The 26,124-nt window shown below is 57.4% G+C and carries 27 protein-coding genes and 1 tRNA gene; 7 read left to right on the top strand and 21 right to left on the bottom strand.

The genetic code is table 11. From position 1 onward, the window contains the following. Nucleotides 1–581 precede the first annotated feature (581 nt). The 3 genes from ACQ4WP_RS11620 to ACQ4WP_RS11610 are packed head-to-tail and all read right to left on the bottom strand — an operon-like array spanning nt 582 to nt 3,461. Nucleotides 582–1,976 (bottom strand): hypothetical protein, encoded by a 1,395-nt coding sequence (locus ACQ4WP_RS11620; protein WP_436520694.1) that lies wholly within the window; start codon nt 1,974–1,976, stop codon nt 582–584. Further along, nucleotides 1,955–3,253, bottom strand: a complete 1,299-nt coding sequence (locus ACQ4WP_RS11615) for a class I SAM-dependent methyltransferase (protein WP_436520692.1) — start codon at nt 3,251–3,253, stop codon at nt 1,955–1,957. The genes ACQ4WP_RS11620 and ACQ4WP_RS11615 overlap by 22 nt, the downstream gene beginning before the upstream one ends. Next, complete coding sequence (locus tag ACQ4WP_RS11610) at nt 3,246–3,461, bottom strand: hypothetical protein (RefSeq protein ID WP_436520690.1); 216 nt, start codon at nt 3,459–3,461, stop codon at nt 3,246–3,248. The genes ACQ4WP_RS11615 and ACQ4WP_RS11610 overlap by 8 nt, the downstream gene beginning before the upstream one ends. Before the next feature lie 18 nt (nt 3,462–3,479). Between ACQ4WP_RS11610 and ACQ4WP_RS11605 the strand changes: the two genes are divergently transcribed. Continuing rightward, nucleotides 3,480–3,779, top strand: a complete 300-nt coding sequence (locus ACQ4WP_RS11605; protein ID WP_436520688.1) for a helix-turn-helix domain-containing protein — start codon at nt 3,480–3,482, stop codon at nt 3,777–3,779. Continuing rightward, nucleotides 3,707–4,018, top strand: a complete 312-nt coding sequence (locus ACQ4WP_RS11600) for a hypothetical protein (RefSeq protein ID WP_436520686.1) — start codon at nt 3,707–3,709, stop codon at nt 4,016–4,018. Before ACQ4WP_RS11605 ends, ACQ4WP_RS11600 begins: the two co-directional genes overlap by 73 nt. A gap of 552 nt (nt 4,019–4,570) precedes the next feature. Here the strand turns inward: ACQ4WP_RS11600 and rfbD are convergent. From rfbD to ACQ4WP_RS11560, 8 genes are all read right to left on the bottom strand, one after another. Continuing rightward, the gene (gene rfbD / locus ACQ4WP_RS11595; RefSeq protein WP_436520684.1) at nt 4,571–5,443 is read right to left on the bottom strand and encodes a dTDP-4-dehydrorhamnose reductase; all 873 of its coding nucleotides are present in this window, start codon (nt 5,441–5,443) and stop codon (nt 4,571–4,573) included. Nucleotides 5,444–5,483: 40 nt separating this feature from the next. Then, entirely contained in the window at nt 5,484–6,029 is a 546-nt protein-coding gene (gene rfbC / locus ACQ4WP_RS11590) for a dTDP-4-dehydrorhamnose 3,5-epimerase (protein ID WP_436520682.1), read from the bottom strand. Between the two features lie 23 nt (nt 6,030–6,052). Beyond that, nucleotides 6,053–6,946 carry a glucose-1-phosphate thymidylyltransferase RfbA gene (gene rfbA, locus ACQ4WP_RS11585; protein WP_436520680.1) on the bottom strand — a complete coding sequence of 298 codons (894 nt, stop codon included), beginning with the start codon at nt 6,944–6,946 and terminating at the stop codon, nt 6,053–6,055. Continuing rightward, nucleotides 6,946–8,025 (bottom strand): dTDP-glucose 4,6-dehydratase, encoded by a 1,080-nt coding sequence (gene rfbB, locus ACQ4WP_RS11580; protein WP_436520678.1) that lies wholly within the window; start codon nt 8,023–8,025, stop codon nt 6,946–6,948. Before rfbB ends, rfbA begins: the two co-directional genes overlap by 1 nt. A gap of 297 nt (nt 8,026–8,322) precedes the next feature. After that, entirely contained in the window at nt 8,323–9,786 is a 1,464-nt protein-coding gene (gene wbaP / locus ACQ4WP_RS11575) for an undecaprenyl-phosphate galactose phosphotransferase WbaP (RefSeq protein ID WP_436520676.1), read from the bottom strand. Nucleotides 9,787–9,863: 77 nt separating this feature from the next. Next, the gene (locus tag ACQ4WP_RS11570) at nt 9,864–11,282 is read right to left on the bottom strand and encodes a mannose-1-phosphate guanylyltransferase/mannose-6-phosphate isomerase (protein ID WP_436520674.1); all 1,419 of its coding nucleotides are present in this window, start codon (nt 11,280–11,282) and stop codon (nt 9,864–9,866) included. 270 nt (nt 11,283–11,552) lie between these two features. Continuing rightward, nucleotides 11,553–11,909: a diacylglycerol kinase gene (locus ACQ4WP_RS11565; protein ID WP_436520672.1), complete on the bottom strand. Its 357-nt coding sequence runs from the start codon at nt 11,907–11,909 to the stop codon at nt 11,553–11,555. 302 nt (nt 11,910–12,211) lie between these two features. Further along, nucleotides 12,212–12,454, bottom strand: a complete 243-nt coding sequence (locus tag ACQ4WP_RS11560) for a hypothetical protein (RefSeq protein ID WP_436520670.1) — start codon at nt 12,452–12,454, stop codon at nt 12,212–12,214. 299 nt (nt 12,455–12,753) lie between these two features. On the opposite strand from ACQ4WP_RS11560, the gene ACQ4WP_RS11555 reads away from it, so the two are divergent. Continuing rightward, nucleotides 12,754–12,827, top strand: a tRNA-Gly gene (locus tag ACQ4WP_RS11555). Here ACQ4WP_RS11555 and ACQ4WP_RS11550 read toward each other — a convergent pair. Then, entirely contained in the window at nt 12,816–13,025 is a 210-nt protein-coding gene (locus ACQ4WP_RS11550; protein WP_436520668.1) for a hypothetical protein, read from the bottom strand. The two genes, ACQ4WP_RS11555 and ACQ4WP_RS11550, sit on opposite strands and share 12 nt — an antisense overlap. A gap of 164 nt (nt 13,026–13,189) precedes the next feature. On the opposite strand from ACQ4WP_RS11550, the gene ACQ4WP_RS11545 reads away from it, so the two are divergent. The 3 genes from ACQ4WP_RS11545 to galE all read left to right on the top strand — a co-directional run bounded on the left by ACQ4WP_RS11545 (nt 13,190) and on the right by galE (nt 16,449). Further along, complete coding sequence (locus ACQ4WP_RS11545; RefSeq protein ID WP_436520666.1) at nt 13,190–14,347, top strand: Fic family protein; 1,158 nt, start codon at nt 13,190–13,192, stop codon at nt 14,345–14,347. 252 nt (nt 14,348–14,599) lie between these two features. Further along, nucleotides 14,600–15,280 (top strand): tRNA (guanosine(46)-N7)-methyltransferase TrmB, encoded by a 681-nt coding sequence (trmB, locus tag ACQ4WP_RS11540; RefSeq protein ID WP_436520950.1) that lies wholly within the window; start codon nt 14,600–14,602, stop codon nt 15,278–15,280. A 149-nt stretch (nt 15,281–15,429) separates the two neighbouring features. Next, on the top strand, nt 15,430–16,449 hold the full coding sequence (gene galE / locus ACQ4WP_RS11535) for a UDP-glucose 4-epimerase GalE (RefSeq protein ID WP_436520664.1): 1,020 nt from the start codon (nt 15,430–15,432) through the stop codon (nt 16,447–16,449). Between the two features lie 142 nt (nt 16,450–16,591). On the opposite strand, the gene ACQ4WP_RS11530 is transcribed toward galE, so the two are convergent. The 7 genes from ACQ4WP_RS11530 to ACQ4WP_RS11500 form a co-directional block, all read right to left on the bottom strand. Then, nucleotides 16,592–17,878 carry a Glu/Leu/Phe/Val family dehydrogenase gene (locus ACQ4WP_RS11530; RefSeq protein ID WP_219308343.1) on the bottom strand — a complete coding sequence of 429 codons (1,287 nt, stop codon included), beginning with the start codon at nt 17,876–17,878 and terminating at the stop codon, nt 16,592–16,594. 148 nt (nt 17,879–18,026) lie between these two features. Then, nucleotides 18,027–19,007 (bottom strand): LysR family transcriptional regulator, encoded by a 981-nt coding sequence (locus tag ACQ4WP_RS11525; protein WP_436520662.1) that lies wholly within the window; start codon nt 19,005–19,007, stop codon nt 18,027–18,029. A 39-nt stretch (nt 19,008–19,046) separates the two neighbouring features. Next, a complete protein-coding gene (locus tag ACQ4WP_RS11520; protein ID WP_436520660.1) occupies nt 19,047–19,532 on the bottom strand; it encodes a hypothetical protein in 486 nt (161 codons plus the stop codon). Further along, nucleotides 19,529–21,352 carry a DNA helicase RecQ gene (gene recQ / locus ACQ4WP_RS11515; protein ID WP_436520658.1) on the bottom strand — a complete coding sequence of 608 codons (1,824 nt, stop codon included), beginning with the start codon at nt 21,350–21,352 and terminating at the stop codon, nt 19,529–19,531. Before recQ ends, ACQ4WP_RS11520 begins: the two co-directional genes overlap by 4 nt. A gap of 6 nt (nt 21,353–21,358) precedes the next feature. Beyond that, the gene (locus ACQ4WP_RS11510) at nt 21,359–22,204 is read right to left on the bottom strand and encodes an undecaprenyl-diphosphate phosphatase (protein ID WP_436520656.1); all 846 of its coding nucleotides are present in this window, start codon (nt 22,202–22,204) and stop codon (nt 21,359–21,361) included. Nucleotides 22,205–22,360: 156 nt separating this feature from the next. Beyond that, complete coding sequence (locus tag ACQ4WP_RS11505; RefSeq protein WP_436520654.1) at nt 22,361–23,509, bottom strand: MFS transporter; 1,149 nt, start codon at nt 23,507–23,509, stop codon at nt 22,361–22,363. A gap of 33 nt (nt 23,510–23,542) precedes the next feature. Further along, nucleotides 23,543–24,313: a DeoR/GlpR family DNA-binding transcription regulator gene (locus ACQ4WP_RS11500; protein ID WP_436520652.1), complete on the bottom strand. Its 771-nt coding sequence runs from the start codon at nt 24,311–24,313 to the stop codon at nt 23,543–23,545. 145 nt (nt 24,314–24,458) lie between these two features. On the opposite strand from ACQ4WP_RS11500, the gene ACQ4WP_RS11495 reads away from it, so the two are divergent. Next, on the top strand, nt 24,459–24,707 hold the full coding sequence (locus ACQ4WP_RS11495; protein WP_436520650.1) for a hypothetical protein: 249 nt from the start codon (nt 24,459–24,461) through the stop codon (nt 24,705–24,707). Here ACQ4WP_RS11495 and ACQ4WP_RS11490 read toward each other — a convergent pair. Together ACQ4WP_RS11490 and ACQ4WP_RS11485 are read right to left on the bottom strand one after the other, a co-directional pair. Next, nucleotides 24,704–25,009: a YkgJ family cysteine cluster protein gene (locus ACQ4WP_RS11490; RefSeq protein WP_436520648.1), complete on the bottom strand. Its 306-nt coding sequence runs from the start codon at nt 25,007–25,009 to the stop codon at nt 24,704–24,706. The two genes, ACQ4WP_RS11495 and ACQ4WP_RS11490, sit on opposite strands and share 4 nt — an antisense overlap. 71 nt (nt 25,010–25,080) lie before the next feature. Further along, nucleotides 25,081–25,950: a head GIN domain-containing protein gene (locus ACQ4WP_RS11485; RefSeq protein WP_436520646.1), complete on the bottom strand. Its 870-nt coding sequence runs from the start codon at nt 25,948–25,950 to the stop codon at nt 25,081–25,083. Nucleotides 25,951–26,124: the final 174 nt, after the last annotated feature.

The raw sequence follows: 26,124 nt of genomic DNA, 5'->3' as shown, positions 1-26,124 counted from the left end.
AGAGTATGCTTATGGATGGTTATATGTATCTTTAATTTTGTTGATTGCTGGTGCCGATCAAAAACTCACCCACCTATCTCGTTATCGTGAAAGTTCCGTAGAGTAAGCGCGTACGTACTCGACTGGCTTAAAAACAAGTGCAGTGGATAGCTGTCGGTAGTTGTCAACAAAGATGTCGCGTCAAGTCATGCCGCTTGCTTTAGTGCTTCTGGCTGGCTCCGTTCCGGATTCAGCCAGACCTCCTCCTTTAATTATCAATCCCTAGTCGCCCGCCATCGTTCCGGACGCAACGGTTTCGCGGCCTCATAGACGGGTTTTCGGTGCCGCCAATGATTGAAAAAGAAATGTTAAGGGTGTAAGTAAATTTTTTGAAATGTCGGCAGGCCGGAGTAAATGACATGAAAAATCAATACAGATAGTGCCAGGATGCTACGTAGCCATTGAATATATAAATTTATTCTCATTCAATTTGTATCTCTGGTAGGTAGTGACTATTAATCTAATGTTGCACTTGGAGTTTGATACCGCTCACCATCATCAATCAAATTTGCTATTAGTTCAAGACGGCGGTGGACGGTTGTCTATTTGGGATCAAACTGATATAACAGATCGAATACAGCTGTATTATTTTCGATCTTTAGTGGCACCTTGTTGTTCACATTAAAAGTAGCAATGATAAGCGGCACTTGATTCGATATCTGTGACGAGTCAGGTTTGCACTTGAGTGCCATGTAGGTTTTGTCGGCACACCAAAATTCTGGCCGCAAGGGGTGATCAGAAAACACAATAATTTTAAAATTGTCCCCAAACACCGATTTGGCTCTTTGCACCGCCAGTCCAACTACCGAAGCACCGTATGCAATGTTGTCAGAATATTCTACACTCAAGGTCTTCAAATGAATTCCCATTAGCGGATGTGGCACCAGAAGGTGTGCAAATAGAATTCCTCCTTTTTGCCAGAAAGGCGCTTCCATCAGCGCTTTGTTCATGTTGTCACGTAAGGCTACTAATGATTTTCTGTCTGACGCGGACGCTTCGCAGCCCAAAAAATCAAGACTGTTGACCCCAGGGAAGCTGCAGGCCAATTCTGTGCCAGCTGACTTTATTGGAAAGGGAGAAAAAGAGCAGGAACGAAGGCCTTGAATGGAACAATAGCGGTGATAAAAACCCACGATGTCAATATTCTCCGAACTAGCCTTTACTTTGGAAAAATCCAATACTTTGCTTGTACTGCAGAGTTGCGTGGGCCCACAGGCCATTGATTGGTCAAAACTTGTCCTCATCCAAATGGCGGGAATGACGTTGATCGTGTTCTTGCCCGCCGGATCTATATTGCTTACTGTGACATGTAATCCAGCCTCCTGTAGTTGCTTGACAACAGGCCCGGCTGCGCTGGCACTGAGCTCATCTAATAACAAAACGATAGTGTTTTGCGATGGCATATTTGGAGCCGTTACTGTCGGTGGTTGATAACTTGGGCTTGGCCAGTAGACCGTGGAGGCATTCGTGTTTGCAAGCACCACGGGGAAAAAGATGAAAATCATTCCTCCGACGATTCCGGCCAAGTAAAGACGTTTCCAAGTGTCAATACTGATTTTGAGAGTTAATAGACTTGCGGTGATAGGCAATGCAATTGCGAGCGTTTTGTGCAAGGCATTGCTTTGCGTCGGAATCAATTCCAACTGCTTAAGGTAAGTGAATCCGACAAAGGACAACAACAGGGCTATGCCGACGTTTATCAGTTTTATTGTTGTGGCTTGCCCCAGTCCACAGCTTAGCAGTGCAACACAAACGATAACAAAGACAGCCAGCAGCCCAAAAGCGAGAGTGATTTCGCTCGCCGTGTGATACTGAAAGTACAGGCTGCTCCAGATCCAGTTAGTCTGCCTAAGCAACAGTACCGTGAGCAACGCCAGGGTCGCCGCATAAAGCGGCTGCCCTGCCCGCATTTCGCTTACATTTTCTTGAGTAGACATAGCGTGCGCAGTGTATTGGGTACGGAATAGGTAGCAACCGTATTGAAATATTGACTAAAGGCCGCCATTTGTACAGCCATAGAAAACTCTTTGGGCTCGCGCTTGCGCTGGCTGCACAGGTGCAAGACCATCGGATCAGTTTCATCGAGTAATTCAACGATCAGGAACTCGCGCGTAATGTGTGCTGCCATCTGCGCAACTTTCCCCATATGAATACCTTCAGATATCGCCAAGTGATGAATGAGCGCCAGCATCAACAGCATGTCGGCGCGCTGGTGCAGACGAGTCATGAGCGAAGGAAACTCATCGCCACACCAACCACGCCCGCCAACCATATCGCCCAAATTGGTGACGAGAGGGTGGATATTGGTGGCGTTGCTTTGCGAAAGCACAAGCTTTTGAATGGCGTCATGGTCCAGATCGACGGCGATCACGTCGGCACCGGTTCCGGCCGACAGAACCGTAAATTCTCCGGTGTTACAGCCGAGGTCCACCACCCAAGCTGGCGCGGTGTTTTCCAGCCATTCGCCTACCTTTTGAAATTTTGCAGTGGAAGCTTCGTCGGTATAGTGATGTCGCGTGTCGGTATAGTCAGCCCAATGGCTACGCGCCTGGTTGGGTTTTCCACCATTGAGCATGGATTGGCAGAAACCGTAGAGACTGCCATGTAGATGTTTCCCATCTTTTGCCGGTACTTGAGTGCGAGGTTGGGATTTGTTGTTACTTGCCACCATGAGTGGCCAGTATCGCGTCATGTATCGTTTGAGACCTAGCAAAGTACGAGCAACATCTGGTGGAATGCCATCGCGATAGGTGCTGTAACTTTGGTGCGGCTTCAGGCCACGTTGCTGCGACACTGCAAGTGGCAGCAGAAAATGACGAGTGAACTGGCCAAACGCCCACCACTGCGGCGTAGCAATCGGCTGGAACGAAAGGTGATCACAGAACATGGGCTGATTGCCCTGAAAAATTACGTTCCATGCCGAAGCGTCTTTCAGTTCATGCCCAGCACCGAGAATTTCACGCGAGATATCTAACGTGAGTTGTGCCGCCAAATAAAGTTGTGCGTCACACCACTCAAAAGGATAACTGACGAAAGGCAACTTAGGCGACTCGACTGTTTCGGGAGCAGTGAACTCGAACGGAATCAGCCTACCGGCTTCTACGAGCGTCGCAGCAGCTTTCGATCGAAGAAATTGCTTGGCGGTGGCGGTGGGGTGGATGCGACGAATGACTGTTTGTCCCTGAAATTCAATCGTACCTTCAGGATCACGCATCGTTATTTTTCTTCCGACTAAACAGCTTGGCGATCATTTGTCGAGGCTTCTTGAGAAATGTTAATGCTGCACCAATGATGGCAAAAATACTCTGTAGCAGCAGGAGGGCTGAGCCGGGATCGACATAGGCATAAGCCGGGGAAGAAAAAGCTACACAGAGCAGTACCGCCCGCAAGACGATCTTTAATTCGATGTTAATAAATTTCATTACTTCTGTACCTTTTCAATGCATTTATCAGGACGGATACCATTGGTGGCGTTCTCAAAGACCAAGTGCAACACCTTCTGCTGTAAGGTGCCGCCAGCGAAAATCTACCAACATCTCGCCACCCAGGAGCGCACAGTCGTTACGACCATGCGCGACGACCTGTGCTCCATCCGGACCATTGCTCAACGTCTTTGCTGCTCAGGCAGCACGATTGGCTGCGAAATCGCCGAGGGCAGATCCTGGACATGCAGAGCATTCGTATTCGCCCTCCCGAGATTGAGGACCGCCTCGTCCTCGGTCAATGGAAGGGCGACCTGATCAAGGGCGCTGGCAAGTGTTCGTCGGCGGACACGCTGGTCGAACGCACGACCGGCTTCGCGGCGCTGGCGGCCACCACCAGGACCGTCGTCGACAGCATCGCCGCTGTCCTCAACGGCGAACCAGCGGCGATGCGCAAAATGATGGCCTGCGACCAAGGCAGCGAGATGCACGGGCACAAAATCTTCATCGAGCGCACCGGCCTGCGGATTGACTCCGTCGATCCGCACGGCCCTTAGCAACGGGGGCAACTAGAACGCCAACAGTCTGCTGCACCAGTACCCCTCCTAAAGCATCGACTTATCGATTTGCTCCCAGGACGAGTTGAATGTCATTGCGCTGTCGCTCAATATGCGTCTACGGACCAGGATTGAATGTTTATACACAACACATAGCATTGCTATAACACCCAACGAACACTGTTCATTGACCCAGTGCGGCACTTGGAGTTTGAAATCGCCGGGCGTCAAATATATACCATCTGCCATACTGCCATACTATAGCGGATAGATGATTTGAGACAGAAGTTTAAGCCATATCGTGATACATGTCGGGACTCGTTGGCCGCGATGTGGCGCCGGTGCAACCGGCTGGCCACGCGAAGGCCCGATTCGTCGGCATGATTGAGGTCGTCCTTGTCCGTTTCGGATAGTTTCGAGAGATAGCGACGTTTTTGGTTTCGGTGGCATGCCGGAGTGAAGCGTTAAAACAGCTTCGTTTACAACTGCCATTTGTGGCGCCTACTAAGGTTGAACAATTACCATTTTTCATTCCTGTCTATAGGATCATATTTAACTTTGACACAACCTTAATGCGTCCCGCCAATCCGGAATGCGACAAAAAGTATCCATCAAGCGCTGTGATGACAGTACTGAATTGATCGGACGCTTCGCCGGTATAGGATAGTCTTGCGCTAATATCGGCTTTAGTTGTGGTTTTTTCGTAATTGAAGGATGGGCCATGATCGCTTCGGTAAAACCGAACCAGCTGGTCCTTCCTTGTGCCGTCAAATGATACAGACCGGAGCGTGCCTGCCACCATGCTTGCTGGTCGCTTGCCGCCAGGCTTTGCGCCACGATATGGGCGGTGGTGTCGGCGATAGTACGGCTCCATGTCGGTGCGCCGAACTGATCCGAAACGATGCTCAGCTCTTCGCGTTCCTGCGCCAAACGACGCATGGTCAGCAGGAAATTCTTGCCATGCGTGCTATAGACCCAGCTGGTGCGCAAGATCAGGTGGGGGATGCCGGTGGCATGGATCGCCTGTTCGCCGGCCAGCTTGCTGCTGCCGTACACATTGATCGGGCAGGTCGGATCGGTTTCGACGTAGGGCCCGTCTTTCGAGCCATCGAACACGTAATCGGTGCTGTAATGGATCATTGCAGCACCCAGTTTTTTTGCTTCTTCCGCCATCACGCCCGGTGCTTCGCCGTTGATGCGCAGTGCCAGTTCAGGCTCGCTCTCGGCCTTGTCAACAGCGGTGTAAGCGGCCGGATTGACGATCAGGGTCGGCTTGATGCGGCGGATCACGTCGCGCACCTGGTCCAGGTCGGCCAGGTCCATCTGGCTGCGGTCTAGCGCGATGATCTCTCCCAGACCTTGCAGGCTACGTTCCAGTTCGTAGCCGACCTGGCCGGTTTTTCCTGTAATTAAGATACGGCTCATATTTGTTTCCATGAAGGGTGGAGCGGCGGTGTTGCAGTGCTCAGGCGAAGAGGTCGGCATTGGCCAGCAATGTGCCGGCTTTGTCCTTGCCCGACAGTAACGGTTCGCCGTCCAGCGGCCAGTCGATGCCGATCGCCGGGTCATTCCACAGGATGCTGCGCTCGAATTCCGGCGCCCAATAGTCGGTGGTCTTGTACAGGAACTCTGCGCTGTCGCTGGTCACCACGAAACCGTGGGCGAAACCTTCAGGTATCCATAACTGGCGTTTGTTGGCCGCCGACAGGACTACGCCAACCCACTGGCCGAAGGTTGGCGAGCTTTTGCGCAGGTCAACGACGACGTCGAAGACTTCACCGGCCGTCACACGCACCAGTTTGCCTTGTGGCTGCTGGATCTGATAATGCAGACCGCGCAATACACCCTTGGCGGACTTGGAGTGGTTGTCCTGCACGAAATCGTGCGTGACGTCGGTCAGTTCGGCAAAGCGCTTCTGGTTGAAGCTTTCATAGAAAAAGCCCCGGTCATCGCCGAACACGGTGGGTTCGATGACCAATACGTCAGGTATGGCTGTGGTTTGAATTTGCATGGTATGGATGAACCGTTCAGGCCTTAATATATTTTTTCTTCGAGCAGGCGCAGCAGGTATTGGCCATACGCGTTCTTTTTCAATGGTTGCGCCAATGCCTCGAGCTTGGCCGCGTCGATATAGCCGCGACGGTAGGCGATTTCTTCTGGGCAGGCAACCTTCAAGCCCTGGCGATTTTCGATGGTGGCGATGAATTGGCCCGCCTCCAGCAAGGACTCATGCGTGCCGGTATCGAGCCAGGCCATGCCGCGGCCCATCAGTTCGACGTTCAGCTGGCCCCGCTCCAGATAAGTGCGGTTGACATCCGTGATTTCCAGCTCGCCACGTGATGACGGAGCGATGCCGGCGGCGATATCGCACACCTGGCTGTCGTAGAAATACAGGCCGGTGACGGCGTAGTTCGATTTTGGCTTGAGCGGTTTTTCTTCGATGCTGACGGCGCGCCGTTGCGCGTCGAAGTCGACGACGCCATAACGTTCCGGATCGTGCACGTGATAGGCGAATACGGTGGAGCCACTGGTGCGTGCGGATGCTTCCCGCAATTGCGATTCGAAGTCGTGGCCATAATAGATGTTGTCACCCAGGATCAGGGCCGATGGCGCGTCGCCGACGAATTCGCGGCCGATGATGAAGGCCTGCGCCAGGCCGTCGGGCGTGGGCTGCACGGCGTAGCTGAGCTTGATGCCCCATTGGCTGCCATCACCGAGCAACTCCTGGAAGCGCGGCGTATCTTGTGGCGTGGAAATGATCAGGATGTCGCGTATGCCGGCCAGCATCAGGGTGGTCAGCGGATAGTAAATCATCGGCTTGTCATATACCGGGAGCAGCTGCTTCGATACGGCCATGGTGACGGGATACAATCGCGTGCCTGAACCGCCGGCCAGGATGATGCCCTTGCGTTCAATAGTGGTGCTCATCAGAGTGCTTCCTTTGCCGCATCGCGTGCCGTGTAGTTTTTTTCTACCCACTTCAAGTAGTCGCCCGATTGCACGTCGCGTACCCAGGCCTGGTTGTCCAGGTACCACTGCACCGTTTTGCGTATGCCCGTGGCGAAGGTTTCTGCCGGCTTCCAGCCCAGTTCACGCTCGATCTTGCGGGCGTCGATGGCATAGCGGCGGTCGTGGCCAGGGCGATCCTGCACATAGGTGATTTGTTCGCGATAGCTACCGGACGCTTTCGGGTCCAGCGTATCGAGGATGTCGCACAGGGTATGCACGACTTCCAGATTGGCCATTTCATTCCAGCCGCCCACGTTGTACACCTCGCCCAGGCGTCCCGCTTCCAGCACGCGGCGTATCGCCGAGCAATGGTCGCCTACATACAGCCAGTCGCGCACTTGCATGCCGTCGCCATAGATAGGTAAAGGCTTGCCGGCACGGGCATTGCTGATGATGAGGGGAATCAGTTTTTCCGGGAAATGGAAAGAGCCATAGTTGTTCGAGCAGTTTGTCGTCAGCACCGGCATGCCATACGTATGGAAATAGGCGCGTACCAGATGGTCGGAGGCTGCTTTCGATGCCGAATAGGGGCTGTTCGGCGCATACGGCGTCGTTTCCGTGAATGGCGGATCAATCGGTCCCAGGGTGCCATACACCTCATCGGTCGAGACGTGCAGGAAACGGAAATCATCCTTGGCCTCGCCCGTCAGACCGGACCAGTAAGCGCGCGCGGCTTCGAGCAAGCTGAAAGTGCCGTTGACGTTGGTCGAAATGAATTCACCGGGGCTATGGATCGAGCGGTCGACATGGCTTTCTGCGGCAAAATGCACGATGGCGCGTGGCTGGTGTTCTGCCAACAGGCGGGAGACGTGGGCGGTATCGCAAATATCGCCGCGTACAAAGATATGCCGCGGGTCTTGTTCCAGGCTGGCTAAATTGCTGAGATTGCCAGCGTAGGTCAGTTTGTCAAAATTGACCACGGGCTCATCGTTGAGCGCCAGCCAGTCACGTACAAAATTGGAACCGATGAAGCCGGCGCCGCCAGTCACTAAAATCATGTTGTTATCCTTTGTTTACTTGAGCATGTAACGTTACTTTGTTCTTTGCCATTGCCGGGTTAGGACGATAGAGTGAGATAATGCAATTATTATAATGTTTTGTCCGGCCAGTGCAGCCGTTCTGGCCTATTATTTACTGCTAATACGCACTAATGCTGTTCAGTTAGCGGCAATTTTTAGCCCAAAAGCAAGTTCTGGGGTCGGACCCGGCGGGTCCGACCCCGGCTCTTTGCCTCTGGGTTCAATGAATTTGTTGGTGTTTATAGTTACCCCAAAAGCTTAACTGAACGGCATTCGCTAATAAGCGCCATCTTTCTTGAAGATGACTTTGACCGTTTTCAGCAAAATGACGATGTCATTGAACAGGGACCAATTCTTGACATACCAGGCGTCGAGGTAGACGCGGGTATCGTAGCTGACATCGTTCCTGCCGCTGACTTGCCACAGGCCAGTGACCCCGGGTTTCGCCTCAAGATAATAGTCGATCTGGTTGCCATATCGCTCCAGTTCGGCATCGACCACGGGACGCGGCCCGACCAGGCTCATTTCGCCTTTCAGCACGTTCCACAGTTGCGGCAATTCATCCAGGCTGGTACGGCGCAGGAAGTGGCCTATCGCGGTGATGCGCGGGTCGTTTTTCAGTTTGAAATCGCGGTCCCATTCAGCGCGGGCGACCGGGTCGCGTTCCAGTAACTCTTTCAGCAGCACATCAGCATTCACGGCCATGGTGCGGAATTTGTAGCAGAGAAAATGCTTTCCATTCTGGCCGACGCGTTTGTGGCCATAGAAGATGGGGCGGCCAGAGGCCATCACCTTGGCGGCGATCCACAGCAGGATGGGAGAGCCGACGATCATCACGGCGATCGACGTCGTTAGGTCAAAGCAGCGCTTGATCAGTTGCAAGCCTGGCCGTGCCAGGTTGTTGCGCATGGTCAGCAGGAGTACTTCATGCGTGAAGAAATGATTGACCTCCATGCCATACAGGGGCAGGCCGCGTACGGCAGGTACCACTTGCATATTGGCAACGCAACGGCTGACTTGCTGGATCATGCCCTGATATGCGTCAATGCCGCCCTGCTCCAGGGCGACGACCGCATGCGGGTCGCCCAGCAGCTTGAGCGTTTGTCCCGGGTTATCGCCCAACGGGATGCAGGGCACCGCTTGTTTTCTGCGGTTCACATAATGCTGTTCCAGGCGGTCCTGGCCCTCAGGTATCAGGAAGGCAATCAGGCGATAGCCCATCAACGCTTCCTCATCAAAGGCACGCGCTGTTTGCAAGGCATTGTCGCCCCATCCGATGATGACCATGGGGCGTATCCAGCCGCCCGCTTTCATCAACAGGTACTTGACGATGCCGCGCAGCAGCAAGACAAAGCATGGCACCAGCAGCCAGGTGGCCAATAGTGCCTCGCGCGAGGAGTCGCGCCTGTCGAGGAAGACCAGGGCTGCGTCGATCAAGCCCATGACCATGGCGACTTTCAGGAGATCCTTGATTTCATTCGAGTACGGACGACGTTTGGCATGATGACCCTTCAGCTTGAAGATCGCCAGAGTGACCAGGGATAGCAGGCTATAGCTGAGCAGGCGCGAACTATCCAGCCCGAAGCTGTTCAAGTCGCTGGAATCGAGGGTCCATTTCCCAGCGAGCCAGAATGCCATGAACATGGCAAGTGCATCGGCAAAGGTGAGAAAATATTTTTCTGCCCTGCTGCTGCAATACCATTTCACTTCTTGTACAAAGATGCCTTCGATTGGTTTCATGATGACTGGCTAAACCTTATAAACTTCAGTGTGAATTCTTGCGATGCCGCATGCGTTGTGATTGTGTATCTGTTCGGTCAGGCGCGGCCGTAGCGGTCTTCAAAGCGGACAATATCGTCTTCCCCGAGATAGCTACCTGATTGAATTTCAATCAATTCCAGCGGTAGCTTGCCCGGGTTGGCCAGAGAATGGACGACGCCGAGGGGGATATAGGTGGACTGGTTTTCGGTCAGCAAATATTCCTTGTCGCCATTGGTGATCTGCGCAGTGCCGGATACCACAATCCAGTGCTCGGCGCGGTGGTGATGCATTTGCAACGACAGCTTGGCGCCCGGTTTGACGGTGATCCGCTTGACCTGGAAGCGCTCGCCGTTGCCGATGGAATCATAGGAGCCCCACGGACGGAAGACTTCACGGTGCATGGTGGCTTCACTCCGTTCTTTATGAATCAACTGCGCTACCAGGGTCTTGGTATGTTGCGCCTGATCCGCATCCATGACCAATACGGCGTCGGCCGTTTCCACGATGACGGTATTGCGCATGCCGATGGCGGTCACCAGGCGGCTATTCCCATGCACTAGGCAATCATTGCAATCCTGCATCAACACATCGCCTTGGGCGCTATTGTTGTTGGCGTCTTTTTTTGCCACGTCGAAGACGGCGGCCCATGAGCCGATATCGTTCCAGCCGGCGTCGAGCGCGATGGTGGCCGCATGGCTGGTGCGCTCCATGACGGCGTAATCGACGGCGATATCGGGACTGGCGGCGTAGGCGTCCTTGTCCAGGCGTATGAAGTCGAGATCGCTCTTTGCATCGGCAACGGCGGCGCGGCATGCTACCAGGACGGCCGGCTGGAAACGTTCGAGTTCTTCCAGATAGCGGCTGGCGCGGAACAGGAACATGCCGCTGTTCCAGAAATAGTCACCGCTGGCGATATATTTCTCAGCTTGCGCCAATGCGGGCTTTTCGACGAATTCAAGAATGCGCTGGACCTGGCCAGCTGCGCCACCCTCGGCGCGGATATAGCCGTAACCTGTCTCCGGTCCGGTAGGGGTAATGCCGAAGGTGAGCAAGTTGCCTTGTTCTGCAGCATCGCGCGCCAGGTTGATGGCGCGGTGGAACGCCGGGGTATCCAGGATGACATGGTCGGAAGGCAATACGAGCAGGATGGGGTCGTCGCCGTTTTCCATGGCTTGCAGCGCCGCAGTGGCAATCGCCGGCGCCGTATTGCGGCGCATCGGTTCGAGCACCATGCGGGCGTTGTTCAGGCCTATCTCACGCAACTGTTCCGCGACAATGAAACGCGACGATTCATTACACACCAGCAAAGCCGGCGCCAAGGCCTCAATACCAGCCAGCCGTTGCAGCGTTTGCTGCAACATGCTGGTCTCGCCGGACAAACGCAAGAACTGTTTAGGGTAGCCTTCGCGCGAAAGGGGCCACAAGCGAGTGCCGGATCCACCACAAAGAATTACTGGTACAAGGGGAGTATTCATCTACGCGTCAATTCAAAATTAAAACAGCATCGCCAAATGGGAACTGAGTCGTTAGTCGCTCGCAAAAAGCGATTATTGTTTTACGCAATTGTCATGCATGCGCAAGGCGTGCAGAAATCAGTATTGGTAAAGATAAAATATTTCAAAAAGGTACTATTTTAATGAATTATAGGAATCTACGTGTTTCTTCTCGCCGTCTCGAATGTTGACGTGGACAGCGAGGTGTCTTGGCGACCCATGCATTGTAATTTGCTTGGCAGCTATAACTGCTCAACTGGAAAGCGTTTCCAGCAAAAAAGCAACAAAAATGCAGGCGGCACTCATGCTGAGAATGAGTACAGCCCCTGCCGCACAGTCCTTGGCGATCTTGATGCTGGGGTGCAGGCCAGGATGCAGGTGGTCAATCAAGTGTTCAAGCGCGGTATTGAACAGTTCAGCTGCCAGCACCAGGCCACAGTTGAGTAGCAGCAGCGCCCACCAGATCATTGCCGGCTTGCTCCAGGCGAGCACGATCACGACCGTGAGGGCGGCAAGGCATTGCAAGCGAAAGCTCGATTCCAGACGCAGGGCGGCGGCAATGCCGCTCAAGGCAAATCCCATGCGCGTGAAAAAGGGCTGGTTCTTCATGGTGAGCGAGGCGATTGAATAGGGTATCTCACGAACCTGGCAGCTGGATTTCTTAATGGATAAATGAATACCGCATGTATGTCAGCGCAATATTGCATCGTCCGTCAAAATAGAAAAGCTGACGCCAGCCTCTTCGTTATTTTCTAAAAAGTAAAAAAGCCCGTTTTCAAATGAAAAGGGCTTTTATTGCAATAGTCGACATATTTGATGTATATCAGCTATTGCGGCACCAGGCCTTCACCTTTTGACTCGATATCAAGCTGCAGGATGGACCTACCTGTCGCTGCCTGGGCAGCCAGGTATTAATGGTGGGTTGGGGTGGTGTGTGCGGTGGTCGAATCCGAGCTTGCTGCACCGGCCACAACGGCAACTGCTGCGCCGATAGCGATCAAGGTGCTGACGCTCAGGCCGGCAACAGTGGTGCCGGCAGCGGCGCCAGCAGCTGGTGCTGCCGATGCTGCTGGTGCAGGAGTTGGAGCCGATTGAGCCATGGCTTGTGCGGAAGCGAAGCACAGGATTGCCGAAGCGATCAGAATTTTCTTCATGGGATATCCTTTTAGGTTGAACAGCGGGAATGCTAAACTGTCACGCGATTGTAGCAACATTTCTCTGGCCAGTCTGCGCTGCACAGTTCAAACCGATAATAATTTGTTCTATTTTAGCTGCATACCAGACCATTCATGGTGTCTCGTTGCCCGAAATATTGCTGTGTACCAATAAAAACGGCACCGTGCAGACACGGCAGTCTATGTTTTTTGTGAAATATTGCGAGAATTTCTGATGAATTCGAAAGCGATCCACAAGTTTGCCAAGTCCTTGCCATCCCGCGTAAAATGCAGGCTTCGCGGGTGTAGCTCAATGGTAGAGCAGAAGCTTCCCAAGCTTACGACGAGGGTTCGATTCCCTTCACCCGCTCCAATGAGAAACGGCAAGAAACTGTTTTCGCCGCTCCACAAAGCAAAAATTGCTCCACAAAAGGCGCTCAGGCGAGCTTTTCAGGGCTACGGTTGGATTGCCATTTGTGCAATAAATTCTACTCATTTCAATTGTTGTATCAGCAAATTTTTCCGGAAAAAGCCCCCCGCTTTTGTCTGCCCGTTCATGAAAAATTTGCATGAAAAGCTACAATCCTTCCCTAAAATTTTAGATGTGTTGACTTGTGATTTTGGATTATTACACATGTAATAATCTGAGATGGCGCGTAAGTGTATGATTTTTAGGTGTATTATCTTGAAAATTCAACTTAATCCTTGTCGCCATTTAAGAAAAACAGGATCGCTATGCCAGACTTCCACCACTTTGACCTGAAGCTTTTAAATCCCTCGTTCGACTCGCCGCTTGTCGATGTTCTAACGGAACTGGAACACTTGCGGCGATTGCAACTTGGGGGCACCACGCCCGCGTCAACCTTTTTCCAGCTCAAGCATATTTTCCACATGCTGGAAAGCCTCGGGTCTGCGCGAATCGAGGGCAACCATACGACTCTTGCAGACTACGTCGAGACTTCGGTGGAAGGGGGCACGAACGATAGCGACCAGGTGCGCGAGATCTCCAACATCGAAAAGGCGATGCAATATATCGAGGATGTGGTGACGCCGAATTCTGCGGTCTCGGAACACTTCATCCGGGAGCTGCACGCGCTGGCAGTGCATGACCTGGAGCGAGAGGGCGACCGCACGCCTGGCGCATATCGAACGGGAGCGGTCCGCATTGCGAAGTCTGAGCACCTTCCGCCAGATCCTGTCCTTGTACCTGGTTACATGGAAGAGTTGATGGGGTTCATCAATCGAGATGATCCTCCCAAGTATGCCTTGATCAAGGTTGCGTTGGCACATCATCGTTTTGGCTGGATTCACCCGTTTAGTAACGGCAATGGGCGCGTCGTGCGTTTGATGACCTATGCCCTTCTGATCAAGTATGGTTTCAATGTCAAGACAGGCGGACGGGTGTTGAACCCGACTGCTGTTTTTTGCAATGACCGCGAGCGCTACTATGCGATGCTGTCTTGCGCCGACAAGGGGACGGATGAAAGTCTGGATCGCTGGTGCACCTACGTTTTGCAAGGCATCCTGGATGAATTGCAAAAAGTGGACCGGCTGACCGACTACACTTTCTTGAAGGAAAAAATCCTGATCCCCGCGCTTGCTTACTCGGTTCAGCGGCAATTGATCACGCACGAAGAGCAGGCGATTTTGCTTGAGGTGGTAAAGCTGGGCATCGCAAAATCTGGTGACCTGGCCAAGGTGATGCCAGACCTAAATCCAGCTCAGCGCACCTACCAGATCAAGCGCCTGGTGGAAGGTAAGATGCTGCAGCCCATTAAGCCTGGCGCACGCCAGTACACGATGTGCTTTACGAATAACTACCTGCTTCGCGGGGCCATCAACGCGCTATCCAATGAAGGATTCATATCTGCGTCCTTGCTTGGTCCTGCGTAAGTAGGCTGGTAGGGTAATCCCCGCATGGATGCTAACTTACGCCACTGCTATAATGTCACTTTTGCGGATTGAGAACGGGCCGCAAGCCCGCATGGTTGTTGAGTTCCTTGTCGAGCTTCCCAAGCTTACGACGAGGGTTCGATTCCCTTCACCCGCTCCATTTTTCGCTGGCGCCTGACTGTATGCGGCGCGGCCACTTATTTCTCCATTTCCATGTCTTCTGATACCCCAGCAAACGGCCCGGCGCGGCCGATGATGTACGATCCGACCGAACACCGCATCCGCAGCTTCGTGACCCGCGCGGGACGGTTGTCTGTCGCGCAGGCGCGCGCGCTTGAGACCCTGGGGCCACAGTTTTTGTTGCCTTTCGCCAAGGAACCGATGGACTTTGAGCAGGTGTTCGGCCGCAAGGCGCCGGTCATCCTGGAAATCGGTTTTGGCATGGGGGCGACGACTGCGCATATCGCCAAGGCCATGCCGGAGAATGATTTTATCGGCGTCGAAGTGCATACGCCGGGTGTCGGCAGCCTGTTGAAACTGATCGGCGAAGAGTCGCTGACGAATTTGCGCCTGCTGCAGCACGATGCGGTGGAAGTGCTGACGCACATGATTCCCGCCAATTCGCTGGCCGGTATCCACGTTTTCTTCCCCGATCCATGGCACAAGGCGCGCCATAACAAGCGCCGCCTGATCCAGTCGCCGTTCGTCAAGCAATTGACCGATCGCCTGGCGCCGGGCGGTTATCTGCATTGCGCCACCGATTGGGAAGATTACGCGGTGCAAATGCTGGAAGTGCTGGGCGCCGAGCCGCAGTTGCACAATAGCGCCGACGGTTATGCGCCGCAACCGGCGTATCGTCCGCTGACCAAATTTGAAAATCGCGGCTTGAAGCTGGGTCATGGCGTGTGGGATCTGCTGTTCATCAAGAAATAACCTGGCGGTTTGCTCATCCGTGCCGTTTACGCGAGAACAAGCCTGCCGTGGCGACGCCGCAGGCTTTTTTAATGCGCGCGCTATCGTGCGCTGGCTAGGCAAGGTGGGTGAATTACGGTAGTCTTATCTTTTTTGCATTGATTGATATTATGTCCAAGAAAATACTCGTGACCGGCGCATCCGGTTTCATCGGCTCGCATACGTGTGTCGAATTGCTGGCTGCCGGCTTTGATGTGGTCGCGGTGGACAATCTGTGCAATAGCGCGCACGAAGCAATGGCGCGCGTGGAGCGCATTTCCGGAAAAAGCGTGCCTTTCTACGAGGCTGACGTGCGCGACCGTGTGGCCATGGCCACCGTCCTGCGCGAGCATGCCATCGATGCCGTGATCCATTTCGCGGGCTTGAAAGCGGTGGGCGAATCCGTGGCCCAGCCGCTGATGTACATGGACAATAATGTGACGGGCACCGTGGCGTTGCTGGAAGTGCTGGCGGCGGCAAATGTGAAGCGTTTTGTGTTCAGCTCGTCGGCCACCGTATATGGCGATCCGGAAGCCTTGCCGATCCTGGAATCGTCGCGCCTGTCCGTGACCAACCCCTACGGCCGCTCGAAGCTGATGGTCGAGCAGATCCTGGCCGATCTCGTGCATGCTGATGCTCAATGGCAAGTCGGCGTGCTGCGCTACTTTAATCCGGTCGGCGCGCATGCCAGCGGCTTGATCGGTGAAGATCCGGCCGGCATCCCGAACAACCTGATGCCCTTCATCGCCCAGGTGGCCGTGGGTCGCCGCGAGCGCCTGGCCGTCTTTGGCAACGACTACGCTACGCCGGATGGCACGGGCGTGCGCGACTACATCCACGTGGTCGACCTGGCGCTGGGCCACGTGGCCGCGTTGAACCGTCTGTTTTCCACCGAGGGCGGCTTTACCGTCAACCTGGGTACGGGCCACGGCTACAGCGTGCTCGATACCGTGCGCGCCTTCGAGGCCGCCAGCGGCCGCACCGTGCCATACGACATCGTGCCGCGCCGCCCCGGCGACATCGCCAGTTGTTACGCCTCGGCCGACAAGGCGAAGGAATTGCTGGGCTGGCAAGCGCAGAAAAACATCGACGACATGTGCCGCGACCACTGGCGCTGGCAGTACCAGAACCCGCAAGGCTACGCGGCGTAAAAAGGTCCGCCAGATACAAAAAATCCCGCTTACACGCAAGTGTGGCGGGATTTTTTTAACAGCGCCATCAAACCAATGGTGCCTGAAAAATGCCCAGAGCTAGGCACGGCAACAACGCCGTGGGCTTTTTATCAGGCAGCCATTATGGGTAGAGACCGCGCACTTCGCGAGCTTGCAGTACGCGCGTGCATGCCAGGATGAAGGTGGCGGTACGCATCGACACTTTCTTCTCTTGCGACACTTGCCATACGGCGTCGAACGCTTCGCGCATGATGCGGGTCAGGCGGCTGTTGATTTCTTCTTCTGTCCAGAAGAAGCTCGAGAAGTTCTGTGCCCACTCGAAGTAGCTGACGGTCACGCCGCCGGCGTTGGCCAGCACGTCCGGCACGATCAGCACGCCGCGGTCGGTCAGGATGTCGTCCGCTGCCGGCAGGGTCGGGCCATTGGCGCCTTCCAGGATGATCTTGGCGCGGATGACTTGTGCGCGTTCGGCCGTGATTTGCTGTTCCAGTGCGGCCGGGATCAGGATGTCGCAATCGATGCCCCAGAAATCTTCGCGCGGCACGAATGCCTCGGCGCCCGGGAAGCCTTCGACGCTGCCCACTTCGGCCACGTGTGCCAGCAATTGCGGGATGTTCAAGCCGCCGGCATGCACCACGGTGGTCTTGTGGTCTTGTACCGCGACGATTTTCGAACCGGCTTCAGCGAACATGCGTGCAGCGACGCCGCCCACGTTGCCGAAACCTTGCACGATGACTTTCGCGCCTTCGAGCGACATGCCGACCTTGGCGGCCGCATCGCAACCGACGACGAACACGCCGCGGCCCGTCGCATCGCGGCGACCCAGGCTGCCGCCCAGCGAGATCGGTTTACCCGTCACCACGCCGGTCGACATATTGCCGCCGATCATGGCGTAGCTGTCCATCATCCACGCCATGACTTGTTCATTCGTGTTGACGTCCGGTGCCGGGATATCCTTGTTCGGTCCGATGATCATGCTGATCTCGCTCGTGTAGCGGCGGGTCAGGCGTTGCAGTTCGTTGCGCGACAGAGTCTTCGGATCGACGCGGATACCACCCTTGGCGCCGCCATATGGCACGTTGACCGCTGCATTCTTGACCGTCATCCAGGCCGACAGGGCCATCACTTCCGACAGGGTCACGTCCTGGTGGAAGCGCACGCCGCCTTTGCCCGGGCCGCGCGACAGATTGTGCTGCACGCGGTAGCCTTCGTAGTGGGCAATGGTGCCGTCATCGCGCTCGATAGGCACGTCGACCGTCAGGATGCGCTTTGGACGCTTCAGCGTTTCCACCCAGCGCGACAGGTTACCCAGGTAAGGCGTAACGCGGTCGATCTGCTCGAGGTAGACGCCCCATGGGCCAAGGTCTTCAGGATTGAGGTAGGAAGGAAGTGCGTGCTTGCTGGTCATGCTTGATAAGCTCCTGACAATACGAATACGTTAGAGGCGCAGCCGAGATGCAGCTGCGCGCAGCGGAACCGCATCGTAGGCGATAGCCTCATGCCCCGGCCAATGCTTTGTCGGCATCCGGTTATGCATTTATTGCATAGATAGGAGGTCAGGATGGAATTGTGGTGACGGCTGCGCGCCGGCGCTTTTTTCCGCCGCGCGCGGCGCTTTCCTGCACCTGCACCAGGTATTGCCACAGGCTTTCGACGATCTGCTTGCCGGGACGCAGGCCCGATGGGCGTTCCCGATACAGGCGGATTTCCAGCTCGATTTCCCAGCCTGGCGCACCGCCGTCGGCGCGCGCCAGGTGCTTGTACTTGACGTCGCGCATAACGGCCGATTCGGGCAGGAAGGCGATGCCGCGCCCTTCCAGCGCCATCATTTTCAAGCCTTCGGCCATGTCCGTTTCGTAGCATGTCTCCAGGAACAGCGGCGCCTTGGCATCGGCCACCAGCAATTCCACCATGCGTCCCAGGTAGGCATTGCTGGTGTAGGAGAGGAAGGGCAGCGGCTCCTTGGCGCTGCCCGGCAGGACGAAATCCGGTACCTTGTCCTGGCCGCAGCGCGCATACGCGCGCAGGGTTTCGCGGCCCATCACCAGCATGTCGTAGCGGCCCGGGTCCAGCTGCACCGGCTGGCGCGGATGGTGGTAGCACAGCAGCAGATCGCAGCCGCCGTCGACCAGCTGCAGCACGGCGTCGTGCACGTTCAGTGCCATCAGGCGGCTGTTGATCGGCGCGAAACCTTCTTCCAGCGCCGTCAGCCACTTCGGCATGAAGGTCAGCGACAGGGTGTGCGGCACGGCAAAGTCGACGCTCGTTTGCGTGGCTGCCCGCTTGCCGCGCAACAGGGCGCGCACGCCGTTGATTTGCCCCAGCATTTCCAGTGCCTGCTCATAGAACACGGCGCCGGCCGGCGTCAGGCGCGTAGGGTACGAGGTACGGTCGACCAGGTCGATGCCGAGCCAGTTTTCCAGCGATTGGATGCGCCGCGAGAATGCCGGCTGGGTCACGTGGCGCAGCGCCGCGGAACGGCTGAAATTATGCGTTTCAGCGAGCGAGATGAAGTCTTCCAGCCATTTGGTTTCCATCGCAGGATCGTTCTCTTATCAAGGGCAGAGGCAATGTGGTCAGGGCGTGTCAGGCGATGCCACGGGCCGGTACAGGGCGGCGGGCAGGCCGAAGAAGGACGGCGGGCCCAAAGTCGTGCCATCGAGCGAGCCGCCCGCGTTCAGGGCCTTGCTGATGGCCGACAGCAGGGAGCTGCGGTCGGCCAGGTTCTTCATCAGCGCGCGCGGGCCGTTGTGGAAGGTGTGCTGGGCGATGTCCAAGGCGACGACAAAGATCGGTTCGCGGCGCATGGGGAACGCCCCCCAGTCGCCATCCTCGTCCTGGGCGCGGAAGGTGTCGGGCAAGGTCATGTTTTCGGCGTCGGGAAGGTGCGACGCCAGTACCAGGCCGAAGGCTTCCGGAATCACGTCGGCCAGGCGGCGCACGGTGAGGTCGTCGCCGACCAGGGCACGGACTTGCGCTTCCACCGCGTCGTCGGCGTCGGGCTGGGCGCCGAGAATTTTCACTGCCTGATAGATCAGGTCGGACGAGAGTGCTTCCATCACATCATCTCCAGGATCATGGCGACGATTTCGTCGCCGTACGAGGCCAGTTTTTTCTCGCCCACGCCGCTCACGCCGCGCATCTGCTCCAGCGAGGTGGGCTTGGCCTTGGCGATTTCGCGCAGGGTGGCGTCGACAAAAATCACGTAGGCCGGCACATTGTGCGTGCGCGCCGTCTCCACGCGCCACCAGCGCAGCTTGTCGAAGATCGCCTGTTCGCTGGTCGACAAATCCGTCTCGACATAGCCTTTCGCCACGCTGGTGCTGCGCTTGCTGGTTTTGACGGGTTTCTGGTACTGGCGCAGCTGCACCTTCTGGCCGCCCTTGAGCACGGGGCGCGAGGCGTCCGTCAATTTCAGCGAGCTGTATTGTTCATGGTCGACCGAGACGAGGCCCAGCGCGATGGCCTGGCGCAGGATAGCTTTCCACTCCGCTTCGCCCAGGTCCGAGCCGATGCCGAAGACGGACAGCGAATCGTGGTGCCAGGTCTTGATGCGTTCCGATTCCACGCCGCGCAGCACGTCGATCACGTGGCCGCCGGCGAAGCGCTGGTCGACGCGGTAGATGGCCGACAGCAGTTTTTGCACGGGCACCGTGCCGTCGAAGGACACGGGCGGCACCAGGCAGGTGTCGCAATTGCCGCACGGCGAAGCCGGTTCGCCGAAGTATTCGAGCAATCGCATGCGGCGGCAGCTGAGCGTTTCGCACAGGCCCAGCATGGCGTCGAGTTTCACGCCCAGCACGCGCTTGAAGGTGTCCTCCGCTTCCGATTCATCGATCATGCGCCGCTGCAGCACCACGTCCTGCAAGCCATACGCCATCCAGGCGTTGGCGGCCATGCCGTCGCGGCCCGCGCGGCCCGTTTCCTGGTAATAGCCCTCGATGCTTTTCGGCAGATCCAGATGCGCCACGAAGCGCACGTCGGGCTTGTCGATGCCCATGCCGAAGGCGATGGTGGCGACCATGACGATGTTTTCTTCGCGCAGGAAGCGCGCCTGGTTGGCGCTGCGCTTGGCGTACTCCATGCCGGCGTGATACGGCAGGGCGCGGATGCCGCTCTGATTCAAAAATTCCGCCGTCTCTTCGACTTTTTTACGCGACAGGCAGTAGACGATGCCGCAGTCGCCCGCGTGTTCCGTGTTGATGAAGTCGAGCAGCTGCTTGCGTCCATTCGCCTTTTCCACGATCTGGTAGCGGATGTTCGGGCGGTCGAAGGACGAGACGAACTGGCGCGCGTCTTCCAGCTGCAGGCGCAGCGCGATTTCGGCGCGCGTCTGCGGGTCGGCGGTGGCCGTGAGCGCGATGCGCGGCACGTCGGGGAACTGCTCGTGCAGCACTGACAGCTTGATGTATTCGGGGCGGAAGTCGTGGCCCCACTGGGCCACGCAATGTGCCTCGTCGATGGCGAACAGGGAGATCTTCGAGGCCTGGAACAGGTCCAGGCAACGTTGCGTCATCAGGCGCTCGGGCGCCACGTAGACGACGTCGATCCCGCCCGTGCGCACCAGGCGCTCGATGCGGCTCGCCTCTTCATAGGTTTGCGTGGAGTTGAGGAAGGCGGCGCGCACGCCGACTTCCTCCAGCGCATCCACCTGGTCCTGCATCAGCGCGATCAGTGGCGAGACGACGACGCCCACGCCATCGCGCAGCAGCGCGGGAATCTGATAGCACAGCGACTTGCCGCCGCCCGTGGGCATCAGCACCAGCGCGTCGCCGCCATGGCTGACGTGGTCGACGATATCGGCTTGCTGGCCGCGGAAGGCCGGGTAGCCGAAAACGGTTTGCAGCAGGTGCAGCGCGCGCTGGTTAAGATCTTGATTCATAGTGCCTTATTCTGCCCAAACAACCCAGCCGTAGTGGGCGCTGGCCAACACCAGCAAGCCAAACACAATGCGGTACCAGGCAAAAAACGTGAAGTCGTGCGAGCTGATGTAACGCAGCAGCCAGCGCACGCACAGGAAGGCGGAGATGAAGGCGGCCACGGTGCCCAGGCCGAACAGGGGCACGTCGGTAGCCGACAGGATGTCGCGCGCTTTGTACAGCGAGTAGAAGGTGGCCGCCAGCAGGGTGGGGATGGCCAGGAAGAATGAGAATTCGGTGGCCGTCTTGCGCGACAGGCCCAGCAGCATGCCGCCGATGATGGTCGAGCCGGAACGGCTGGTGCCGGGAATCAGCGCAAACGCCTGCGCGCAGCCCACTTTCAAGGCGTCGAGCGGCGTCATTTCATCGACCGAGTTGACGCGCACGGTGACGGGATTGGTGCGCGCGCGGCGCTCCACCAGCAAAATCACGATGCCGCCGATGATGAAGGCCATGGCCACGGGCACGGGCTTGAACAGCGCATGCTTGATCATCTTGCCCACGCCTAAGCCGATGATGGCCAGGGGCAGAAAGGCGATGACCACGTTCAGCACGAACTTGCGCGACTTGACCTCGGTGCTGAAGGTGGACAGCACGTTGCCGATGCGCTGGCGGTATTCCCAGCACACGGCCAGGATGGCGCCGGCCTGGATGGCGATCTCGAAGACATCCATGACTTCTTTCGAGACATCCTTGGTAAAGTCGAGCAGGCTGCCGGCCAGGATCAAATGTCCCGTGGACGAAATCGGCAAGAATTCGGTAAAACCTTCGACCAGCCCCATGATGATGGCTTTTAACGCAAGAATGAGATCCATAGATGTATAAACGGGTATAAGTGACAGGATGGGGTGAGTGCGTGGCGCCAGCAATGTGCGCGGGGTCGAAGCTTACCACGACAGAGGCTTGCCGACCTTATTTGGGCGCTGGCGGGCGGCGCTTTTTTAGCGCCGTCCGCCAGGCAGGAGGGGGGATCAGGATACCTGTTTTGCCGGCGCCACCAGGCGCGCGCTGGCCGCCACCAGCAGCAGGGCGGCGCCAAGCATGGCGAAGGCGATATTCAGGCTGGTGGCGTGGGCGATGAAGCCGATCACGGCCGGGCCGGCCAGGATGCCCGCGTAGCCGATGGTGGTGATGGCCGCCACCGCCAGGCTGGCCGGCATGGCATGTTGCTGGCCGGCCGCCGTGAACAGGATGGGCACGATATTCGCCGCGCCCAGGCCGATCAGCACGAAGCCTAGCATTGCCAGGCTGGCGTGCGGCGCCAGCACTGCCAGGAAGAAGCCTGCTGCCGCAAACAATCCGCCGAAAGTGAGCACGCGCTTTCCACCAAAGCGGCTGACCACCTTGTCACCCGTGAAGCGGCCGAGCGTCATGGCAATGGCGAAGGCGGCGTAGCCGAGGCCGCCCTTGGCTTCTTCCACACCGCGCGTGGTAGTGAGGAACAGGGCGCTCCAGTCGAGAATCGCGCCTTCGGCCAGGAAGACGATAAAACACAACAGGCCGATGAAAATGACGGCGCCATGCGGCATGACGAACAGCGGCGTCTTGTCGCCGGAGGCGGACGCTGTCGGCAACAGATGACCTTGCGCCGCGCCCAGCACGCCGCACAGCAACAGCATCACCACCACGCAGGACCAGGCTGGTGTCAGGCCCAGCCACAGCAGCAGGGCCATGCAAGCCGCGCCGGCAAAGCCGCCCACGCTGAACAGCGCATGAAAACCCGACATCATGGCGCCGCCGTTGGCCTTTTCGATGATCACGGCCTGGATGTTGATGGCCACGTCGAACGTGCCCATGGCCGCGCCGAACACCAGCAGCACCAGGCCCAGTTGCAGCGGTGTGGCGGCCAGCGCCAGGCCGGGCAGGATGGCGGTCAGCAGCAGGCCGGCGCCGACGATGACCTTGCGGCAGCCGAAGCGGGCGGAGAGCATGCCCGTAAACGGCATCGCGCACAGCGAGCCGGCGCCCAGGCACAGCAGCAAAATGCCGAGGGTGGCTTCATCAAGGCCCAGGCGCGACTTGGCGTAGGGAACCAGCGGCGCCCAGGCGGCCATGCCGAGGCCTGCGGCGAAAAAGACCAGGCGCGTGGCGCGTTGTTGCAGGGTGCCGGTGAGATGCATGGGAGTGCTTTTCAAGAGTCGGGGTGGATAAAATCAGGCGCGGGCGCGCAATACCTGCACGCCCAGCCGTTCAAAGGCGGCAATGTGGGTCGCGTCGGCATCGGCTTCCAGCACCAGATGCTGCAGCAAGCCTGTGGCCAGCACGCCGAAGGGCGCGGCCGTGCCCAGCTTGTTACTGGTGACGGCCACGACCACGGCCTTGCTGGCGCCGGCGATGCTGCGCTTGAACTCGGCCTCGTCGTAATTGAACGCCGTCACGCCCGCGTCCGCGTCGGCGCCGCAGGCACCGAGGAAGCACAGGTCGGGATGCATGCGTTCGACGGTGCGCAGCGCCTGCGGGCCCAGGCTGGCGCCGGCCCGGCGGTCGACCCTGCCGCCCGCCATGATCAGTTCGATTTCCGGGCGTTCCATGAGCGCCAAGGCAATCGTGGGCGCATTCGTGATGACAGTGAGCGCCAACTCTGGCAGGGCGCTGGCGATGGCGAGATTGGTCGATCCCGCATCGAGAAACAGCACCTGGCCCGCGCGCACGAGGGAAACGGCAGCCTGCGCCAGGCGCGCCTTGCGTTCCGGCGCTTCCTGCTTGCGTTGCGTCAAGCTGCCGCCGTCGGGCGCCAGCGGCAGGGCGCCGCCATACACGCGCTGGCACAGGCCGGCTGCCGCCATCTCGCGCAGGTCGCGCCGTATCGTATCTTCGGAAACATCCAGCTGGCGCGCCAGGTCCAGCGCCAGCACGCGGCCGTCGGCGTGCAATTGTTGCTGGATCAGCGCGTGGCGTTGTTTGAGGAGCAGGGTGGCAGACATGTCAGCTTATAAACGTGCAGGAATGTGCATAAATATACGCAAACGTGCAATCAGAGTCAAGCCGGATGTCTTATCTGAGCGGGCATTGCCGGAAAGACATAATTTCTGTTAGTGTTGCAAAAAAAAGAATGAATAAAGGAACATCATGCTGTCACGTACATCGTTGCTTCCGACCCTGTTGGGCCGGGCCATGCGCCGCCATGGATGGGGAATGCTGGGTGCGGTATTGTTTTTAAATGTCATGCACTGGATGCGCCACAGTACGCTGGACTGGCGTGACGCGCGCGATTCCCTGTTCCTGCTGCTGATCTATTTGGGCCTTGTCATGCTGTTGGAATACAAGCGCCTGCGCGACGCGGAGGAAGCATCGGCAGCAGCCGAAGATGGCCGCTAAGCGGTAAAGGTGGCAGGGGTAACTGCTCTGGGCGCCGTCAGCCGTTCCAGCTCGGCCAGCCAGCGCACCGCATGTTCGCGGCTGTCGCCGCACATCTCCTCGGATGGCTGCAAACCGCCGCAAAACGCGGGTCGCTCCGGCTGGCCAAAGATCTTGCAGCGGTTGTCGTCGGCCAGTTGCACGCAGCGCACGCCTGCTGGCTTTCCATTGGGCATGCCAGGAATCGGGCTGGTGATGGACGGTGCGGTGCAGCAGGCGCCGCAGGATGGGCGGCATGCCAGGGAAACGGCGGGGGACGGCATGGCGATGAGTGAAAAGGGGACAGGGTCCGACAGTATAGCAAGCCGGCCCGCGTGCTTCGCCAGAGGCACGTCTAGCGCACGATGCTGACGCGCTTGCCCGACAGGGTGCGGCGGGCCGGATCGCCATGCACGGTGATGCGGCCGGAACCGCTGGCGCGGGCATTGACTTCATTCTGGACGGTGACGTCGATGTCGCCGGAACCGTTGCTCGCCAGATAAGCAACGTCGCTGCGCAGCGCCGCCAGGTTGATATCGCCCGAGCCATTCACGTTGGCGTCGAGGCGCTGTACGGCGCCGCTGGCGCTGATGCTGCCCGAGCCGTTGACGGCCACGTTGATGCGTTCGCCGCGCAGGCTGCCCAGCTGGATATTACCCGAACCGTTCTGCACCGCGTCCGTGTTGCCGCTGGCGAGGGCCGCCGCGTTGATGCTGCCCGAACCATTGTTGGCCACATCGAAGCGCCCCACCGTGCCTGACAGTTCGCTCTTCATCGAACCGCGCTGCTCCAGGCTGAAATCTTCGCCATTGAAACCACTGGCTACCAGGCGGCCCGAGCCGGAAATATTGATCTTCTTCAATTGCGGCGTCGTATAAATGACGTGAATGCCATTGCTGCTGCGAATGTTCGTATCGCTCCAGATGCGCAGGGTGTTACCGCTCACTTCGCTATGGATGCGCGGCTGCAGATTGCTGTCCGCTTCGATCACCAGCGATGTTGCCGGGCCGACGCGCACGTCGATCTTCATATCGATGCGCTTCATGCTGTCGATGTCGAGCGTGTTGATATTGCTGACCTGGCGCACGTCGCGGCTCACTTGCTCGTTGCCCTGGATGGCATTGCCACCCGAGTCGGCATAGCGCACTTCGCCATCGTTGGGGTTGATGACGATGGCGCAACCGCCAAGGGCAACGGCACAGCACAGAGCCAGCAAGGTACGCATGGTGTTTCCTTTATGATTGTTGTAGTTCGGGACAAGAAAAAAGCCGGCTGCCGCGCCGCGGCTGCCGTGCTGTCGATGTCAAGATAACAAAGCGGCGTGCTGCCTTGGAGAGAAATGCGATGAACTGCGTAAAACGTGGGTTGAACTGCAAGCGCGTGCACTTGATGCAGTGCC

Origin of the sequence: Janthinobacterium lyxosi (assembly GCF_051380665.1) — a bacterium.
Lineage (GTDB): Bacteria > Pseudomonadota > Gammaproteobacteria > Burkholderiales > Burkholderiaceae_D > Janthinobacterium.
Note: the sequence above shows the minus strand (reverse complement) of the source record. Positions and strands in the feature narration are given on the sequence as shown.